This is a genomic window from Gammaproteobacteria bacterium, from assembly GCA_015709635.1.
Lineage (GTDB): Bacteria > Pseudomonadota > Gammaproteobacteria > Burkholderiales > Nitrosomonadaceae > Nitrosomonas.
Genome location: CP054180.1, coordinates 254,367 through 270,996 on the forward strand (window position 1 = coordinate 254,367; position 16,630 = coordinate 270,996).

At 50.5% G+C, this 16,630-nt stretch carries 16 protein-coding genes and 1 pseudogene; 6 read left to right on the top strand and 11 right to left on the bottom strand.

The features are described from left to right. Positions 1–66 precede the first annotated feature (66 nt). Positions 67–1,560, bottom strand: coding sequence for an alginate export family protein (locus HRU78_01200; GenBank protein QOJ22427.1), 1,494 nt, complete (start codon positions 1,558–1,560; stop codon positions 67–69). Between the two features lie 207 nt (positions 1,561–1,767). Between HRU78_01200 and HRU78_01205 the strand changes: the two genes are divergently transcribed. Beyond that, complete coding sequence (locus HRU78_01205) at positions 1,768–3,279, top strand: PAS domain S-box protein (GenBank protein ID QOJ22428.1); 1,512 nt, start codon at positions 1,768–1,770, stop codon at positions 3,277–3,279. A gap of 60 nt (positions 3,280–3,339) precedes the next feature. Here the strand turns inward: HRU78_01205 and HRU78_01210 are convergent, their stop codons facing one another. From HRU78_01210 to HRU78_01230, 5 genes are all read right to left on the bottom strand, one after another. Continuing rightward, positions 3,340–3,813 (bottom strand): DUF1854 domain-containing protein, encoded by a 474-nt coding sequence (locus tag HRU78_01210; protein ID QOJ22429.1) that lies wholly within the window; start codon positions 3,811–3,813, stop codon positions 3,340–3,342. Further along, positions 3,810–6,104, bottom strand: coding sequence for an ABC transporter ATP-binding protein (locus HRU78_01215; protein ID QOJ22430.1), 2,295 nt, complete (start codon positions 6,102–6,104; stop codon positions 3,810–3,812). The genes HRU78_01210 and HRU78_01215 overlap by 4 nt, the downstream gene beginning before the upstream one ends. Positions 6,105–6,310: 206 nt before the next feature. Then, positions 6,311–6,694: a DUF3106 domain-containing protein gene (locus HRU78_01220; GenBank protein QOJ22431.1), complete on the bottom strand. Its 384-nt coding sequence runs from the start codon at positions 6,692–6,694 to the stop codon at positions 6,311–6,313. Further along, positions 6,676–7,044, bottom strand: coding sequence for a DUF3619 family protein (locus HRU78_01225; GenBank protein ID QOJ22432.1), 369 nt, complete (start codon positions 7,042–7,044; stop codon positions 6,676–6,678). The genes HRU78_01220 and HRU78_01225 overlap by 19 nt, the downstream gene beginning before the upstream one ends. Beyond that, complete coding sequence (locus tag HRU78_01230) at positions 7,041–7,607, bottom strand: RNA polymerase sigma factor (protein QOJ24858.1); 567 nt, start codon at positions 7,605–7,607, stop codon at positions 7,041–7,043. Before HRU78_01230 ends, HRU78_01225 begins: the two co-directional genes overlap by 4 nt. Positions 7,608–7,782: 175 nt before the next feature. Between HRU78_01230 and HRU78_01235 the strand changes: the two genes are divergently transcribed. Both HRU78_01235 and HRU78_01240 read left to right on the top strand, forming a co-directional pair. Continuing rightward, the gene (locus HRU78_01235; GenBank protein QOJ22433.1) at positions 7,783–7,971 is read left to right on the top strand and encodes a DNA gyrase inhibitor YacG; all 189 of its coding nucleotides are present in this window, start codon (positions 7,783–7,785) and stop codon (positions 7,969–7,971) included. After that, on the top strand, positions 7,971–9,095 hold the full coding sequence (locus HRU78_01240; GenBank protein QOJ24859.1) for a sensor domain-containing diguanylate cyclase: 1,125 nt from the start codon (positions 7,971–7,973) through the stop codon (positions 9,093–9,095). Before HRU78_01235 ends, HRU78_01240 begins: the two co-directional genes overlap by 1 nt. Positions 9,096–9,100: 5 nt before the next feature. Here HRU78_01240 and HRU78_01245 read toward each other — a convergent pair whose 3' ends face one another. The 3 genes from HRU78_01245 to argJ are packed head-to-tail and all read right to left on the bottom strand — an operon-like array spanning position 9,101 to position 12,179. After that, on the bottom strand, positions 9,101–10,069 hold the full coding sequence (locus HRU78_01245) for a Nudix family hydrolase (protein QOJ22434.1): 969 nt from the start codon (positions 10,067–10,069) through the stop codon (positions 9,101–9,103). Continuing rightward, on the bottom strand, positions 10,066–10,938 hold the full coding sequence (locus tag HRU78_01250; GenBank protein ID QOJ22435.1) for an ATP-binding protein: 873 nt from the start codon (positions 10,936–10,938) through the stop codon (positions 10,066–10,068). Before HRU78_01250 ends, HRU78_01245 begins: the two co-directional genes overlap by 4 nt. Positions 10,939–10,952: 14 nt before the next feature. Then, positions 10,953–12,179, bottom strand: a complete 1,227-nt coding sequence (gene argJ / locus HRU78_01255) for a bifunctional glutamate N-acetyltransferase/amino-acid acetyltransferase ArgJ (protein ID QOJ22436.1) — start codon at positions 12,177–12,179, stop codon at positions 10,953–10,955. A 66-nt stretch (positions 12,180–12,245) separates the two neighbouring features. Between argJ and HRU78_01260 the strand changes: the two genes are divergently transcribed. Beyond that, on the top strand, positions 12,246–12,467 hold the full coding sequence (locus tag HRU78_01260) for a hypothetical protein (protein QOJ22215.1): 222 nt from the start codon (positions 12,246–12,248) through the stop codon (positions 12,465–12,467). 88 nt (positions 12,468–12,555) lie between these two features. Here the strand turns inward: HRU78_01260 and HRU78_01265 are convergent, their stop codons facing one another. After that, a complete protein-coding gene (locus tag HRU78_01265; GenBank protein QOJ22437.1) occupies positions 12,556–12,759 on the bottom strand; it encodes a cold-shock protein in 204 nt (67 codons plus the stop codon). 418 nt (positions 12,760–13,177) lie between these two features. Here HRU78_01265 and HRU78_01270 point away from each other — a divergent pair, with 418 nt between their 5' ends. Together HRU78_01270 and HRU78_01275 are read left to right on the top strand one after the other, a co-directional pair. Beyond that, the gene (locus HRU78_01270) at positions 13,178–14,635 is read left to right on the top strand and encodes a catalase (GenBank protein QOJ22438.1); all 1,458 of its coding nucleotides are present in this window, start codon (positions 13,178–13,180) and stop codon (positions 14,633–14,635) included. Positions 14,636–14,876: 241 nt separating this feature from the next. Then, positions 14,877–15,578, top strand: coding sequence for a response regulator transcription factor (locus HRU78_01275; protein ID QOJ22439.1), 702 nt, complete (start codon positions 14,877–14,879; stop codon positions 15,576–15,578). Positions 15,579–15,692: 114 nt separating this feature from the next. On the opposite strand, the pseudogene HRU78_01280 reads toward HRU78_01275, so the two are convergent. Then, a pseudogene (locus HRU78_01280) lies at positions 15,693–15,791 on the bottom strand (PEP-CTERM sorting domain-containing protein). Positions 15,792–16,630: the final 839 nt, after the last annotated feature.

Below are 16,630 nucleotides of genomic sequence, written 5' to 3' on the forward strand. Positions count from 1 at the left end.
CGTTTTTTCACCCGACTTCGCCTTACTTGGCTGATGCTCGCAGCCTTTTTTCAGATATTTATAGGACTAAAACTTGAACGTCACCATAGTGTAACCGTAATTGGTGTCTTTCATACCCGGGCTAAATGGAACCTTATCGAAGTAATCGCCCTTGAATATATGGCTATAACCAAAATCGAAACTCACCCGCTTCAAGTAACTCCACTGCGGATCCCAACCTAGGCTGAGGTCCAGCATATTGCCCAAGAAACCGCCGGCACGGCCGGTCGGGTCTTGCAGGCCGCTGCCGACAAAAGCGCCGTGTTTATCGGCCAACCAATACGCGCGATGCGACATCATCAAACGCACGTTGGGTATAGGGACGAGTGTGGCGCGGAAGCCGACAGGCGACAACAGGTTGGATGGGAAGAACGGCCCGAACATACCGGTCGGTCCATATTCGACGCGGCGTTTTGCGTACAGAATATCGAAATTCTTGTTCGGATCGCGGTCTCCCGATGCGAAGTCGAATAAGTAAACGGCCCGCAGCGGCATCGGTGTATTGAAGCTATACCCGACCTCGCCGTGATGGCGATGAGCGAATACGCTTTCATTCTGGGTATCGCCAAACTGATACATGGATTCAATTTCATAATCCGCACTGCCTTTCGTCGGCTTGGCAAACAACCTGAAACCGGTGGTCGACAAGTTGCGCCGTCTGAGATTATCGCCTTCGTTCAGCTGCAGGAAATAACCGTCGAAATTAGCCCAGCGTAAATCGCGGTTGGTCACGTAAGCACCGGAGAAGTAAGTTTCGGGGGTGTTCCAATTCAAGGATGTCGGATCCCGCTGAACCGGCCGGGAACCGAACACGCGCAAACTCCATTTTTCATCCGTATTGCCCATCATGAAGTGCAAGCCGTCAAATGCGGGCGTGAAGGTACCCCAGCGATGTCCCCCTACCAGACGGGCTTCTCCCAAATCCATCAAGAAACGTCCAACTTCGAATTTCGCCGCATAGCCTGTGCCGAGAAAGTTTTTGTCGTGCACACCGAGGTGCAGTTGAGTAAAGTCAAAATGATCGGCTAGATTCGGGTTATGTTCTTGTCCGTAACTGGCCATCGGGACGCGGAAGTCGGTCAATTCAAGCGTGAACTTGAGCGGATCGATGATATTCTTGACTTCAAACAAGAAGCGGGTGCGTTGATTAACTTGATCGTTAAATCCCGGAATAGCTTTGGTAAAACCGTGATCGTAGACGTCGTAACGCGTGCGGTGCTCGATTGCGACATTCAGCCAATCCGGCGCCATTGCTGCCAGCGGCGTTTTGTGTTCTTCCATCAGCTTGGTCAAGTTGTCAAAGTCAAACCGTGTACTTCCTGGTGTTCCCAGTGCACCAAAGGGTGCGCCATTGGTTCCATTGGCCGGCACGGTTTTGTTTTGCACGACAACGGATGGTTTTTTTGTCTTGTCCCCTTCGGTTTTTTCTGCTTCTGCTGCATATGAATAATTACTGCTTAACAGAGACCCGGTAATGGCCAAAGCCATCCAACGGGTACGCCGTGCATTTTTCCAAGTCATTCTTTTTACCTCTCCCTATTTAGTTTCCAATGATGTATTTAAAAAATTTATTTCCCTGGAAAATATTACTTGCATAAAAAAGAATGCAATATACGCGTAAGCACGTATCAATAATCACATAAGGTTAAACCCTTATATTTGGGAAATTAGTGGGAAAGAATCAAAATTGAACTTAAATATTTTTTTATAACAAAATAATTACTTTATATGGGGGTACATAATGTGGTTGAAGCATTAAAAAATTTAAGTTTCAGAGCATTATTTGACGCGATGGCGGATGCAGCGATAGTGATTGAAAACACCGGGCATGTCGTGTTGATGAATCCGACCGCGCAGCAGTTATTCGGTTATAGCGAAAATGAATTCATGGGCTTGGCGGTTGAAATGCTGATAACGCCGCGCTACCGGAAGCAGTACCGCTATTATCAAACGCTTTTTCTGGACAAACCGGCCAAGCTTCCCATGGGAACCGGCAACGAATTCATGGTATGCGGTCGTTCCGGTCAGGAAATGCTGCTGGATGCAAGCTTCAGTCCAATAGAAGCGCAGCAACAACTGTATGTTTTAATCACATTCACAGTTTCCCGGCAACGTCTGAAAATCGAGGATAAACTGCGAGTGAGTGAAGAGTGTTTACGCTTGACCAAGCAGACCGGGGGTTTTGGTATTTTCGACTATGACTTCAAACGAGGCATCGTTTATTGGGATAGGCAAATGCGTGAATTCTGGGGCGGGTATCCCGGGGAGGTTATCAGCTACGAAGGATTCGTTGACATGATACACCCTGCGGATCGAGCTGACCGGCAAGCGGCTTTGGATTATGCGATGAATCCGGTCAGTCATGGCGCATACAAGGCGGAATATCGTGTCGTTGACCCGCTTGATAAAACCGAACGCTGGATTGCCGTTGCGGGACGAGTATATTTTGAAGCCGGTAGTGCAAACCGGCTGGTGAGTGTTGCCCGGGATGTGACGGCACAGAAAATTCTCCAGAAAAAATTGCGAATACCGCACAATGAAGCGGAAAATATTCCTGAACAACAAGTGGCTGCGCGCACGGCTTCGGCTATTGCGCATGAACTTAACCAGCCGCTGACCGCGATATCCGCTTATAGTGAAGTAGTACTGCAGACATTACGAAACGATAGCTTTGACGTTAGGCATCTGAAAAATGCGCTGCAAGGTTGTGTGGAGCAAACGCAGCGTGCTGGCCGTGGCTTGCACGAATTGATTGCGTTTTTGCAAAAAAGCGAGCTGGCAACCGAACCACTGGATCTGAATGATGTGATACGTGAGGCGTTGGATATTGTTGTCAACGACGGATCTGCGAGATTCCGTACGAGATTGAAGCTGGAAAAAGACCTTCCTGTTGTTCAGTGCAATCGCACACAAGTGCATAAAGTTCTTGTGAATCTTTTTAGGAATGCTGTAGAAGCCATGCGAACCCTCGATGCACCCATTTTGACGATCATCACTAAGGTACGAACCCTGAATGATGAAAATAGGGCGCTGGTTATCGTGCAAGATAACGGGCCCGGTCTTGATCAGGCCATGGCACAGTGCATATTCGAACCCTTCTTTACCACCAAACAAACTGGCATCGGGATGGGGCTTGCGATCAGCCGAGCATTGATTGAAGCAAACGGGGGCGAACTCTGGGTGGAGCCCGATGGAGGACCCGGCGCCAAATTTCATCTGACCTTGCCTTTTGCGCCGTAATCGTACTTGAGCTGACTGTGGTTATTTCTGCCATCCACTTTTAACATGCGCAATCCAGCACTAGAGAAAATGATCCAGCAGTTTAATGCTGTGGCGATCCAAAGCCGAACGGTCCCGAATCAGGAAATGAATGCCATGACTGTCTGTGATCATGAGCGACGATAAGGTTAAGCGGCGGATATCCTCTTCCCCCTTGAGAACAAGCGCAGTTTCACCGCGATCCGTTGCCACTTGCCAGGTACTCGGCGTGATAAAACTCGAAACTTTCAAAATACGTTTGATCTCTGGCATGAATTCCCGGCTTGCCAGCTCGGCTTTGATCAGCGAGCGATATTCTTCCGGCAAGTCATCAAGTCGTTCAATCCAGGCCAGTTCGTGGCCATGCGAATCCATGAGTGCGATACCTTGTTCCGGTTCGGTAATCGGAAACGACCGTACCGGTATCACGCCTTCGTGCATCACACCGGATTTGTCCGTGAAAATCAGGCGGCCAAAAGAATTGCGGCTTAGTTGATAATCGATTGTGTAGCTCATTTTATTTCACTGGCAATGCTATGTTCCACGGTTGGAATAGCCACGCGGTCTTCGGTATCGACATTGCGCGCTTGCGCCAGATAGAGGCGATAGTAATAGCCTGCCCGCGCCATTAATTCGGCGTGATTGCCGATTTCGACGATTTTGCCGCGATCCAGGACGATCAGCCGGTTGGCTTCGCGTAAAGTGGATAAGCGGTGTGCGATTGCGATCGTGGTGCGGCCGCGTACCAGATTGTCCAATGCTTTCTGGATGACTTTTTCAGTGGTGGTGTCGACCGAGGAAGTGGCCTCATCCAGAATCAGGATACGCGGATTGATCAGCAGAGCACGGGCAATCGAAATGCGCTGGCGTTCGCCGCCCGACAATGCCTGGCCGCGCTCGCCGACGAGCGAATCATAGCCGTGCGGTAATCTTAAAATGAACTCGTGTGCATGTGCGGCACGGGCCGCTGCGACAATTTCCGCCCGGCTTGCATCCGGTTTGCCGTAGGCGATGTTTTCCGCGATGGTGCCGAAGAATAAAAAGGGTTCCTGCAGCACCAAGCCGATATGTTTGCGATACTTGGCGACCGGTAGTGTACGGATATCATGACCGTCGACCAGAATGGTTCCTTCCGTGACATCGTAGAATCGGCAGATCAAGTTAACCAGCGTGCTTTTACCCGAACCGCTGTGCCCGACTAGACCAATCATTTCACCGGGCTTGATAACCAGATTGATGTCGTGCGTGATGCTGCGTGTCCCATAGCGGAAACCGACGTGGCGCAATTCGATTTGCCCCTGAGTCGTCGGCAAATGCACGGGATTGGCAGGTTCCGGAACGCTGGATACATGATCCAGAATATCGAAGATGCGCTTGGTGCCCGCAGCAGCTTTTTGTGTGATCGATACGATGCGGCTCATCGAGTCGAGCCGGATATAAAAACGGCTGATGTAGGCAAGAAAAGCGGTAAGTACGCCGACGGTAATTTCATCCTGGGATATTTGCCAGATACCGAACACCCATACCACCAATAAGCCGATTTCGGTTAATAGGGTGACGGTCGGGGTAAATAATGACCAGACTCTGTTGACTCGATCATTGATCTGCAAATTACGCTGATTTGCCGCGTGGAAACGTGCCGCTTCTCTTTTTTCCTGCGCGAAAGCCTTGACCACCCGGATGCCCGGGATCGTATCCGCAAGCACATTGTTCACTTCAGCCCAGATGCGATCGACTTTTTCGAAGCCGATGCGCAAACGGTCACGAACCAGATGAATCAACCAGGCAATGATCGGCAGCGGTACCAGTGTTACCAGCGCCAGCCAGGGATTGATCGATATCAGGATGATGGCGGTCATGCAGATCATGATGACGTCGGTGGCAAAATCGAGCAAATGTAGCGAAATAAAAAGATTGATCCGATCCGTTTCAGCACCGATACGCGCCATTAAATCGCCGGTCCGTTTACCACCGAAGTATTCCTGCGAGAGATTCAGCAGATGTTCGTAGGTGGTGGTGCGCAAATCAGCGCCTATGCGTTCCGAAACCAGCGCCAGCATGTAGGTTCGCGTCCAACCCAGCATCCAGGCGAGAACTGCTGCGACCAGCAAACCGGATAGATAGAATGTCGCTAAGTCGGTATTGATGGGTTGGCCGTTCTGATAGGGAATTAGCACGTTATCCATGAGCGGCATGGTTAAGTACGGTGGTACCAAGGTTGCGGCGGTGCTGCATAGAGTCAGTAGAAATCCGATGAGCAAGCGTCCCTTATAGGGTTTTGCGAAGCGCCACAAGCGCAGTAATGTCCAGGTGGAAGGCGGCGTATGGTTTTGTTTTTCACAAAACGGGCATTCCTCTTGTTCGGCCGGCAGGAAGGCGCCGCAATTGGAGCATTGAATCGATGCGTGCGCTGATTCAATCGGCTTGCCGCTCAGGTGATGTTCAAGTTGTTGTGTGAAGCATTCGATCAATCGGTTGACCACCATCCCGTTACCTAACCGGTAACGCCAATAAGTCAATTGTGCATGTTGATCAAACAACTCCAGGCAACCGACACCGGCATGATCGCGCTGTGCCAGCAATAATCCTTGCTGATAAGGCCATGCGTGCCAAATTTCATCAGCAGCCATTTTCGCCAGTAAGCGCTTATCGGTCACAACCACAATGCCTGCATTAAAGTGCAATTGATGATCTAAATCGATTTCAAGCCAGGCAAGAATATTTTCTTCATCGGTTAATTGTGAAGAAAGCCCGTCAATCCATTTCGAAGGCAAGGTGCTCAATGATAAATGATGAATCTGTTGCATGAGATAAGCTTGCGAATAAATACAAAAAGGGATTTTTATCGGAGGGGGAAGTAGTGCAATCAACCGCGAATCGAATTGACCGCAGCAGTTATTTACAACAAGCTTCCCGAGAAATTTATGGTTGTATGCATTTTGCCTATTAAATTGCAGAAGGACATAGTGAGCTCAATTTACCGGTGGACGGTAATTTTGGAATTATTTCGCTCTCAGGTCTTTCCCGGCAATTGTTCATATTCGTACCAGCGTTGTTTGATTTCCTGACGTTTCTGGGCTGGCAACTGTTCCATTTTTTTGTATCTTTCGCGCGCTTGTCTTCGCTGCTCCGAAGTCAGCGAATTCCAGTTTTGCATTTGCGATTGGATGCGCTGCTGCTCTTGCGCCGTCATTTTAGGATAACGTTTTGCGACACCCAGCCATTTCTTCTTTCTGGTCGAGTCCATAGTATCCCAGCTTCCAGCTAACGGCTCCAGAATTTTTTGCTGCTGCGGTTTTAGTTCACTCCATCGAGGCTTACTGAATTCGGATTCACTTAAAGCATCAACGGAGAGAAGAAATAATAACCCGAATATGATTAATCGATATCCAACCATTCATCAAACTCATTGGTAATGTATGCATCTATCGGTAAATCGTCGGCCAGTATCATGGTATCAATAGCCGCGTATTTATCATTTTCCCAAAATTGAGAGTAAACGATGTTCATGAGAACCAGCAACACGGTTATCAGCAATAACGCTTTACCCAGGTAATAGTGTCCGCCGTGCTTGCCATAGACGGAAGTGTCGCTGCCTGACTGGATGATATTCAATGCAGGTTGGCAATTTTCCAGAGCTGCACGACGAGCTGATTGCAAACGGTACAACGTACTTTGTTTGATAGTCTGGTCAGCAGCCTGATCCAATAACTTAGCAATTTCTTTTCCAAACTCTTGCTCGTTCATAGTTTTACTCCTTTCTCTTTGAGTATTGTAGCCAGTGTATGAACTGCGCGTGAGCAATGCGTTTTTACACTGCCCTCCGAGCATTTCATAATCGCGGCCGTTTCAGCCAAACTCATTTCTTCCCAGTAACGCAGTACGAAGGCTTCGCGTTGACGTGGCGGGAGAATTTCCATTGCTTTCTCTATTAAATTAAGCAGTTGCGTTCTTTCAAGCTGAGCATCCGGATCATTCGATTCCTGCTTTACTTGTAAAGTTTCGAGAATATCGAAGTCTTCCTGGTTTTTATCTTGATCGTTGGGCGCAAACGCTGAAAACAACGTAGTCCATAGCGATCGGATCTTCTGCCGCCGGTAATGATCGCGGATGGTATTCTGCAGAATACGCTGAAACAAAAGCGGCAGCTCTTCTACCGGGTTTGCGGCGTAACTTGCTGTGAGTTTCATCATGGAATCCTGCACGATATCCAATGCCATATGTTCGTCATGAACTGCGAACAAGGCTTGTTTATAGGCACGTTTCTCGGTTTCAATCAGAAAATCTGATAGTTCTTGTCGAGTTGCCAGGATTCCGACCTTTAAGTAAGTGATTAAAAATAATTTGAAAAGTTAAAGCTAACCGATGCAAAATTTTTGTAAAATACAATAAGTTTATGCACGTATAGTAATTTTATAACTATTCAGCTTATTTTTTGCTAAAACAACACCCTTTCATAGAACAATTTAGCAATGATCTGCTTTTATGCAACAGCGCACCGTTAATTGCCCGCAATGCGGTAAGAAAGTAGTCTGGGAACCGGCAAGCCGTTTTCGTCCCTTCTGTTCGGGGCGGTGCAAAACGAATGACTTGTCGCAATGGGCCCAAGAATCTTACCGCATTCCTGAGTCTGAAAAAGATCCGCAAGATAATTCAACCACTGAGCCGCTATGATGGATGAATCGGTCCACGAGAAGAACCGCGAGTTGCAGCGCAAGCTCGATCATCTGCTCAAACAGGCCAGAGCCAATGAGAAAAAGCAGGAGCTCTATGAAACTTTCGGCTTTGAGATCATCGGTGCCAGCACGCCCAAACAGCTGCGGGATCTGCTGTTGTCGCAAACCATTGCGCGTTTTCAACTGCTCGATGTCGTTCTGTGCTTGGTCGACTACCATAAAGACACCGAGCGTCTGTTCTTTGAACGCGATGAAGAGGTGCAGCTGAGCTACGAGAACAAGCTCTTGATTCTGGATACCTTAAAAGATGCGGAAATCATCCATTCACTGGCCGGTCATCCGGTGCTGGGCGCGGAGGCGTTGAAGAATTACCGCTGGATGATCGCCAATCTGAAAAACCGCGCTCAGGTCAAAAGCGCCGCATTCCTGCCGCTGCTGCGCGGCGAACAGACAATCGGCGCGCTATTGTTGCTCAGTCACGATCCGCATCGTTATCAAGCCGGTATCGGGACGCTTTTCCTGCAGAAGATATCCGCGATGGCCGCAGTTGCGATCGAAAACTGTCTCAATCAGCAACGGCTCAAGGAAATCAGTTACCAGGATGTGTTGACGCAAGCTTACAACCGCCGCTATTTCGACCTGCGTTTCAAAGATGAGATCGCCCGCTGCGTGCGCTGGGATGATGATCTGATTTGTATGTTTCTCGACGTGGATCATTTCAAAAAAATAAACGACACCTATGGTCACCAAACCGGCGACTGGGTACTCCAGCATATGGTCGGTTTGATCAAGGAACAGGTCCGGTCGTGCGACATCGTGGCGCGTTATGGCGGCGAGGAATTCGTCGTTGCTTTGCCTTCGACAGCACTGCAAGCGGCGCACGAAATTGCCGAACGGTTACGCCAGGCTGTTTGCGCCACAGCGCTGAGTTTTCAAGACAAGCAATTCCAGGTGTCGATCTCGATCGGCATGGCAAGCCTGCGCAGCCTGCTGACCGCGCAGCAACACGATGCCGATTTTATCTGCACGACCTTGCTGGATAGAGCCGACCAGGCGCTCTACGCCGCCAAAACAGGCGGACGCAATCAGGTGGCGGTGTACGCCGATGCGGTAACGGATTAGACGATTTATACGATTCCACGCATCATCGCGATGCCGTGCGCGCCCATTTCCTGGGCGATGGGCAAATCTTCCGTGTTTAATCCGCCTAAGGCATAAACCGGTAACGGATAATCGCGAATCAGCGTGGCAAACCTTCTCCAGCCTAATGGCGATAATCCCGGATGACTGAGTGTGGCTTGCACCGGCCCCAACACTACAAAATCCAATCCCAGCTGTTCCGCCGCAAACAGTTCTTCGGCATTGTGACACGATGCGGCGCATAGCCCATCGGCTGGGTCGGGGTGGGATGGCATCGCGAGCAATTGTGCCGCTGTGAAATGCACGCCGTCCGCATCGGTTTCCCGCGCCATTGCAGCATTGCCATTGATCAACACTTTGGCTTGATAAGTGCGGGCGAGAGACAAGACCTGCTTGATGAAAGCGCGCAGCTGATCCGGGGTCATGTGCTTTTCGCGGATTTGCAGCAAGCGCAGACCGTTTTGCAGCGCTTGTTCAATTTGCTTTAAGGCGGCTTCAACGCCGATCTCGGCGGCGCGGGTAATGGCATAAACCGGCGGCAGCGACAACGCCCGCAAAATCGGATCATTGGCAGGCAAAATCGGGGATACGTCAACCTGATGCGGCAATTGCCAGGATAATCCCTGTTTTTCTCGCGGCGCAGGCTGGCCTTCCCATTCCGTCACGCGGAAAAAATGCAATCGCACCGTGGCATGCGTATAAGTAAAAATACGCGTGATCCAAGGGGTGGCATAAACGGCATGAATGCCGAGTTCTTCCCATAATTCCCGTTCCAACGCATGGAATAGCGATTCGCCAGATTCAACTTTGCCGCCGGGAAATTCCCAATAACCGGAATAGATTTTGCCGCTGGGGCGGCGTGTCAGCAAAAATTGTCCGTTCGGCCGCAAAATCACCGCCGCGACGACTTCCACCAGCGGAGCGGATTCAACGGCTGAAGCAGTCATGTGATTCATGGCGAATGGTTTGATTGTTGCCGTCCCGCCAGATCGCGCGCGAATTGCCACGCTACTCGTCCGCTGCGCGAACCGCGCTCGATCGCCCATTGCAGCGCTTCGGTACGCGTCAGTGCGGTCATTTCCGCGATGCCGAAATAAGCCAGCCAATAGCGCACGATGTCCAGATATTGATCCTGATCGAACGGATAAAACGACACCCACAAACCGAAGCGTTCCGACAGCGAAATTTTTTCCTCGATCGCTTCGCTCGGATGTACTTCGCCGCCGATATGCTTGGTGTCGAGATTGTCGCGCATGAATTCCGGCACCATATGACGCCGGTTCGATGTGGCGTAAATCAGTACGTTGTCGGACACCGTGGCGATCGAACCGTCCAGCACCACTTTGAGCGCTTTGTAACCCGCTTCGTCGGTTTCAAACGTCAGATCGTCGCAAAACAAAATGAAACGCTCCGGGCGCCGGTAAATCTTTTCCACGATGTCGTGCAGATCGACCAGATGATGCTTCTCCACTTCGATCAGGCGCAAGCCATCCTGCGCATACTTATTCAACAGCGCTTTGATCAGCGACGATTTGCCGGTGCCGCGCGCGCCGGTCAGCAACACATTGTTGGCGGAGAATCCCTGCACAAACTGCTGCGTGTTCTGGTCGATACGCCGTTTCTGCTCGTCGATGCCGCACAACGCGTCGAGCGTAATGCGGTGCGGCTGCGTCACCGGTTGAATAAATCCGCTGTTTCCCTGTCTGCGCCAGCGGAAGGCAATCGCCGCTTGCCAATCCGGTTCCGGTTGTGCGGGCGGCAGCAGCTTCTCCAGGTGATCGAGCAGCCTGTCCGCCCGTTGATAGAATTTATTCCAATCGCTCACGATGCTTCACTTCATCAACTGCGGTAACTCGCATTGATCTTGACGTAATCGTAAGAAAAATCGCAGGTCCACACGGTCGTCGATGCGGCACCGCGATTGAGCACGACACGGATGGTGATTTCAGACTGGTTCATCACGCGCTGTCCATCCGCTTCTTGATAATGGGCTGCCCGGCCGCCTTTCTCCGCCACCAGCACGTCGTCGAGATAAAGCTGAATGGTATCGACATTCAAATCATTGACCCCGGCGTAACCGATGGCCGCGAGAATCCTGCCCAGATTCGGATCGGAGGCGAAAAACGCGGTTTTGACCAGTGGCGAGTGCGCAATCGCGTATGCCACCTTGGCGCATTCCTCCGCATCCTTGCCCGCTTCGATTTGCACGGTAATGAACTTGGTCGCGCCTTCGCCATCGCGCACGATCATTTTCGCCAGGTCGGCGGCAACGGCGGTGACGGCTTGCTGTAATTGCGCGAATTCCGCGCTGTCTTGCCGGGTGATTTCCGCATGCCCGGCTTTTCCCGTCGCCAACACGATGAAAGCGTCGTTGGTTGAGGTATCGCCGTCCACCGTGATACGGTTAAACGAATGATCCGCCGCGTACCTGACCAGTTCCTGTAACAAAGTTTGACTGATGACCGCATCGGTTGCCACATACCCCAGCATCGTCGCCATGTTCGGGCGGATCATGCCGGAACCCTTGGCGATGCCGGTCACCGTGACCGTTTTGCCGCCGATCTGCACTTGCCGCGACGCTGCTTTCGGCACGATGTCCGTCGTCATGATCGCATGCGCGGCGTTAAACCAGTTATCCGCCTTGCAATTCGCCACCGCAGCGGACAATCCTTGAACAATCTTATCGACCGGCAGCGGTTCCATGATCACACCGGTCGAGAACGGCAACACCTGCTGCGTGGCGCAACCCAATAACCGGCTCGCTTCGGCGCAGGTCGCCAGCGCATGCTGAATGCCCGCTTCGCCGGTTCCGGCGTTGGCGTTGCCGGTGTTGACCACCAATGCGCGGACGGCGGTGTGCGCCAAATGCTGCTTCGCCACGGTCACCGGCGCGGCGCAAAAACGGTTTTGCGTAAACACCCCGGCTGCTCGCGTGCCCTCATCCAGCGCCATCACTAGCAAATCCTTACGATTAGTCTTTTTGATCCCGGCTTCGGCGATGCCAAGCGCAACACCCGCAACGGGCAGCAATTGTTCGGGGGTTAGTGGAGGAATATTGACGGGCATAGTGTCATCTTTGCGGTTATTGAAAAGCCGCTATGCTACCGTATCTGCCGTGATGTTTGCCACAAATTGCGCCATCATTTTCCTCTCAGCACACTGGTGAATGATGCCTTGTATCAACTGATGCGTGAGAAACACCTGCCGCAAATAGCGTGTGAAAATGCGGATTGGTTGCTGCGAGAGATTTGCCTTGAGGATGATATGCCAAAGCTCAATGCAGATTTGGTTTACCTGGCGGTGGATTTGTTTGGCAAACCTTATACAAAACCGGATTTACTGCAGGCGCCGTAAAGATCTCAAGGAAAGAAACGATTATTGGGTTTTACCTATAAAAAACCCCGGATTACCGGGGTTTTTTTATTTAAGCTTTACGCTCGACTTACAGCGGCACGATGTTCGATGCCTGTTTGCCTTTAGGGCCTGTGGTAATGTCGAAAGTAACGCGTTGTGCTTCACGCAATGATTTGAAGCCGCTGCTGTTGATTGCAGAGAAGTGTGCGAACAAATCTTCTCCGCCGTTATCCGGGGTAATAAAGCCAAAACCTTTAGCGTCATTGAACCATTTAACTACACCTGTTGCCATGTTTATTTCCTTAATAATTTATGAATTTACTTCTTCTACAGTGATCCGTAGTGACCATCGAATATCAAGGAAAAAGCTCAACTAATAAGCATCACATTTCACAACTTGAATCCAAAAGACTCGTTTAAGATACACGTTTCCCGCAAAAGTTCAAGCGTTTGTTGAAAACATCAGCACAGTAACTTAAGAATTCAGAAGAATAGGGCGGTTACGGTGAGTTGACCCGGATTGCTTAACCGGAAGCCGGTTGCACGCTGCAAACCGCGGCAGTTTGCGTGCTTCAGATTTTGGCGGTTCCGCTTTGTGCCCAATTCCGGTGTTCTTAAATCTTCAGTTCGGGAAATGTTTTTTCCGGCTTGCTGTCTATTTGATTTCGTTGCATTGTAAACTGCTGATTCACATTGACAAGAAGGATGCCATGAGCGATCAAAAGAAATTGACCACAGCTGCCGGTGCGCCGGTGCCGGACAATCAGAACACGATGACCGCAGGACCGCGCGGCCCGGCGCTGTTGCAGGATGTGTGGCTGCTCGAGAAGCTGGCGCATTTCGACCGTGAGGTGATTCCAGAGCGGCGTATGCACGCGAAAGGTTCCGGCGCTTACGGTACGTTCACGGTGACGCACGATATTACGCGCTACACCCGTGCCAGGATTTTTTCGCAGATCGGCAAGAAAACCGAGTTGTTCGCGCGCTTTACTACGGTTGCCGGTGAGCGTGGCGCGGCGGATGCCGAGCGCGATATTCGCGGTTTCGCGGTCAAGTTTTATACCGAGGAGGGTAATTGGGATTTGGTCGGCAACAATACGCCGGTGTTTTTTCTGCGTGACCCGTTGAAGTTTCCCGATTTGAACCACGCGGTCAAGCGCGATCCGCGTACCAATATGCGTAGCGCGAAGAATAACTGGGATTTCTGGACTTCACTGCCGGAAGCGCTGCATCAGATCACCATCGTCATGTCCGACCGCGGCATCCCGGCGAGTTACCGTACTATGCACGGTTTCGGTTCGCATACGTTCAGCTTCATCAACGCGAACAACGAGCGCAATTGGGTGAAATTCCATTTCAAGAGCCAGCAAGGCATCAAAAATTTGACCGATGCCGAGGCCGAGGCGATCATCGGTAAGGATCGCGAAAGCCATCAGCGCGATTTGTATGAAGCCATCGAACGCGGCGAGTTTCCGAAATGGACGCTGTTTGTGCAGATCATGTCGGAAGCCGAAGCGTCCAAAGTGCCGTACAACCCGTTTGACTTGACCAAAGTGTGGCCGCACCGGGATTTTCCGCCGATCGAGGTGGGCGTGATGGAACTCAATCGCAATCCGGAGAATTTCTTCGCCGAAGTCGAGCAATCGGCGTTCAATCCCGCCAATGTCGTGCCCGGCATCAGTTTTTCGCCGGATAAAATGCTGCAAGCCCGGTTGTTTTCCTACGGCGATGCGCAACGGTATCGCTTGGGCGTCAATCACCACTTGATTCCGGTCAACGCGCCGCGTTGCCCGTTCCACAGCTATCACCGCGATGGCCAGATGCGGGTCGACGGCAATCATGGCGGTACGTTGGGGTATGAGCCTAACAGTTACGGTGAATGGCAGGAGCAGCCGGATTTCCGCGAACCGCCGCTGTCGCTCGAAGGCGCGGCCGATCACTGGAATCACCGCGAAGATACCGATTACTACTCGCAACCCGGCGCCTTGTTCCGGTTGATGACGCCAGCGCAGCAACAGGTGCTGTTCAGCAATACCGCTCGCTCCATCAGTGCCGCGCCGCGCGATATTCAGATCCGCCATATCCGTAATTGCCTGAAAGCCGATCCGGCGTACGGAAAGGGGATCGCCGATGCTTTAGGTATCGTATTAGACGAAGTTTCCGCATAGTGCTGCAAGGTTCCGGTTATCGTCCGGGTGCACGCTTGTTTGGTTTTTCTTGGATTTCAGGTGGATGCACCTGGAACCGGTTTGAAGAACTTATAAATAAGCGTGTTTTGCTGTTCACACTCTCGATTCAAGAAATGCCCTGAATACCCGATTATCAATCCAGCAATTGCTGCGCACTGAGGAGTACGCGGCAGTCGGGCTGCTAAACGGATATCAACTTAAATCAATCGTATTAAATTCAATGTCTATGCGCTTAGGAATACTTGAAGACGAACCAACCCAGGTAGCCATTTATGAGCTGCTGCTTCCGTCGAATCGATATCAATGTGAATTTTTTGGAACCATTGCTTCGTTCCTCGATGCACTGCGGGAGAAGAAATTCGATTTGCTCGTGATCGACTGGATACTGCCGGACGGTACCGCTGGGGAAGCACTCAAATGGATTCGCGAAAATCTGGATTGGCATATTCCGATTATTTGCGTCACTTCGCGCAACAGCGAAGCGGATGTTGTCAATGTCCTGCATATGGGCGCGGATGATTATTTCGTGAAATCTTCCCGGCATTTCGAGCTGCTCGCCAGAATTGAGACGCTGGCGCGCCGCAGCCGGGAAAAACAACCGGTAATGTTGCAATTCGGTCCCTACAAAATCGATTCGGAAAACCAAGCGATTATCGTTGACGGCAAAAATGCCGGACTTACCCAGAAAGAATTCGCGCTTGCTAGCTATCTGTTTCAAAATATGAACAAACTGCTATCACGCATTCATTTGCTGGAGAAAATATGGGGACTCTCGGCTGAGATCGATACGCGTACCGTGGATACGCACATCAGCCGCATCCGCAATAAACTCAATCTCTCGGCGCAAAGCGAGTGGGATATTTTGACAATCTATGGATATGGCTATCGCCTGCAGCATGCCAAAGCTGCAGAACCGGCTTGATAATTCCCTGTGTGATTTTCAAATCCGGCTTGGATACTTCGCCTATTAAGCTTTTATCTCTTTCCAATAAAAAACGGGAGCTAAGACTCCCGTTTTTTATTCAGAAAATTTAAATTATGCAATCGATTTTCTACGGCGAGCAGCAAAGCTCAGTAACCCGAGGCCGGCCAGCAACATGGCATAGGTTTCAGGTTCCGGAACTGGTGAAACATTAAACTGGACTTCGCTCAAAAACACCCATGCATTATTTCTGTGGAGTGTCACGGCAAGGTCGTTTCCTGTAAACGATAAACCGCTTGCCACGAAAGAGAAGGGTGCTGAGCCGACAGGATCCGCGATGGGAAAATTCGTGCCATTGACATCGACGCTTGACGGCGCACTGACGCCACCAGCACCATTGGAATCGTCAAAATAGAATGTGACTGAAGTGACATTGACCGGAGAGTTCCAATGAAAGGTAATGGTTGGATTCAGAGTCCATCCGACATAAGGTCCATTGCCGGGGAGGGCTTCAGTGACAAACCAGTTGTCGGTTGCGATAAACCCGTCGGTCAGATCACCGCGCCCACCCGATAAGGCTGCGTTATCACAGGTCACGCAACCGGCGCCGTTGTAAGTTTCATCCCAGTAATTATAGCTGCCGGTGTTGCCGTTCAGCATGTTGTAACTGTCGGGAATGGCCCCGGCATATGCTCCGCCTGCTGCACCGACGAAAGTCAGCGCGATTATATTAGCTACTATTTTCTTTTTCATTTTTTATCTCCATGGCATAAAAATAAAGAACACGACTACAAAAACAACTGCTGCAAGTAATTCTTACACTTTAACAATTTATATCATACTATTTTTATTTATTGGAATTTTTACTGCCGCAATGTAAAACAATCACTTTCTTGAGTATATAGGCGTTATTTCCTCTTTTTTTAGTATAGATATACTAGAAATAGAGTCGATCCGTTCTGCTATGCTTATACGCTCAATTGTGCATTGATGACCGGGTAGATGGAGTGGAAGGATGATTATTTTTGCCCGGATGTGAGTGGATACAAAAA

What these genes read in the sequence shown, in the direction of transcription:
- HRU78_01210 (QOJ22429.1), bottom strand. Translation starts at nt 3,813, where the DNA reads ATGAGCTACACAATCGATTATCAACTAAGCCGCAATTCTTTTGGCCGC.
- argJ (QOJ22436.1), bottom strand. Translation starts at nt 12,179, where the DNA reads ATGCCCGTCAATATTCCTCCACTAACCCCCGAACAATTGCTGCCCGTT.
- HRU78_01235 (QOJ22433.1), top strand. Translation starts at nt 7,783, where the DNA reads ATGCAACAGCGCACCGTTAATTGCCCGCAATGCGGTAAGAAAGTAGTC.
- HRU78_01220 (QOJ22431.1), bottom strand. Translation starts at nt 6,694, where the DNA reads ATGGTTGGATATCGATTAATCATATTCGGGTTATTATTTCTTCTCTCC.
- HRU78_01270 (QOJ22438.1), top strand. Translation starts at nt 13,178, where the DNA reads ATGAGCGATCAAAAGAAATTGACCACAGCTGCCGGTGCGCCGGTGCCG.
- HRU78_01215 (QOJ22430.1), bottom strand. Translation starts at nt 6,104, where the DNA reads ATGCAACAGATTCATCATTTATCATTGAGCACCTTGCCTTCGAAATGG.
- HRU78_01245 (QOJ22434.1), bottom strand. Translation starts at nt 10,069, where the DNA reads ATGAATCACATGACTGCTTCAGCCGTTGAATCCGCTCCGCTGGTGGAA.
- HRU78_01205 (QOJ22428.1), top strand. Translation starts at nt 1,768, where the DNA reads ATGGGGGTACATAATGTGGTTGAAGCATTAAAAAATTTAAGTTTCAGA.
- HRU78_01200 (QOJ22427.1), bottom strand. Translation starts at nt 1,560, where the DNA reads ATGACTTGGAAAAATGCACGGCGTACCCGTTGGATGGCTTTGGCCATT.
- HRU78_01265 (QOJ22437.1), bottom strand. Translation starts at nt 12,759, where the DNA reads ATGGCAACAGGTGTAGTTAAATGGTTCAATGACGCTAAAGGTTTTGGC.
- HRU78_01225 (QOJ22432.1), bottom strand. Translation starts at nt 7,044, where the DNA reads ATGAACGAGCAAGAGTTTGGAAAAGAAATTGCTAAGTTATTGGATCAG.
- HRU78_01275 (QOJ22439.1), top strand. Translation starts at nt 14,877, where the DNA reads ATGTCTATGCGCTTAGGAATACTTGAAGACGAACCAACCCAGGTAGCC.
- HRU78_01240 (QOJ24859.1), top strand. Translation starts at nt 7,971, where the DNA reads ATGGATGAATCGGTCCACGAGAAGAACCGCGAGTTGCAGCGCAAGCTC.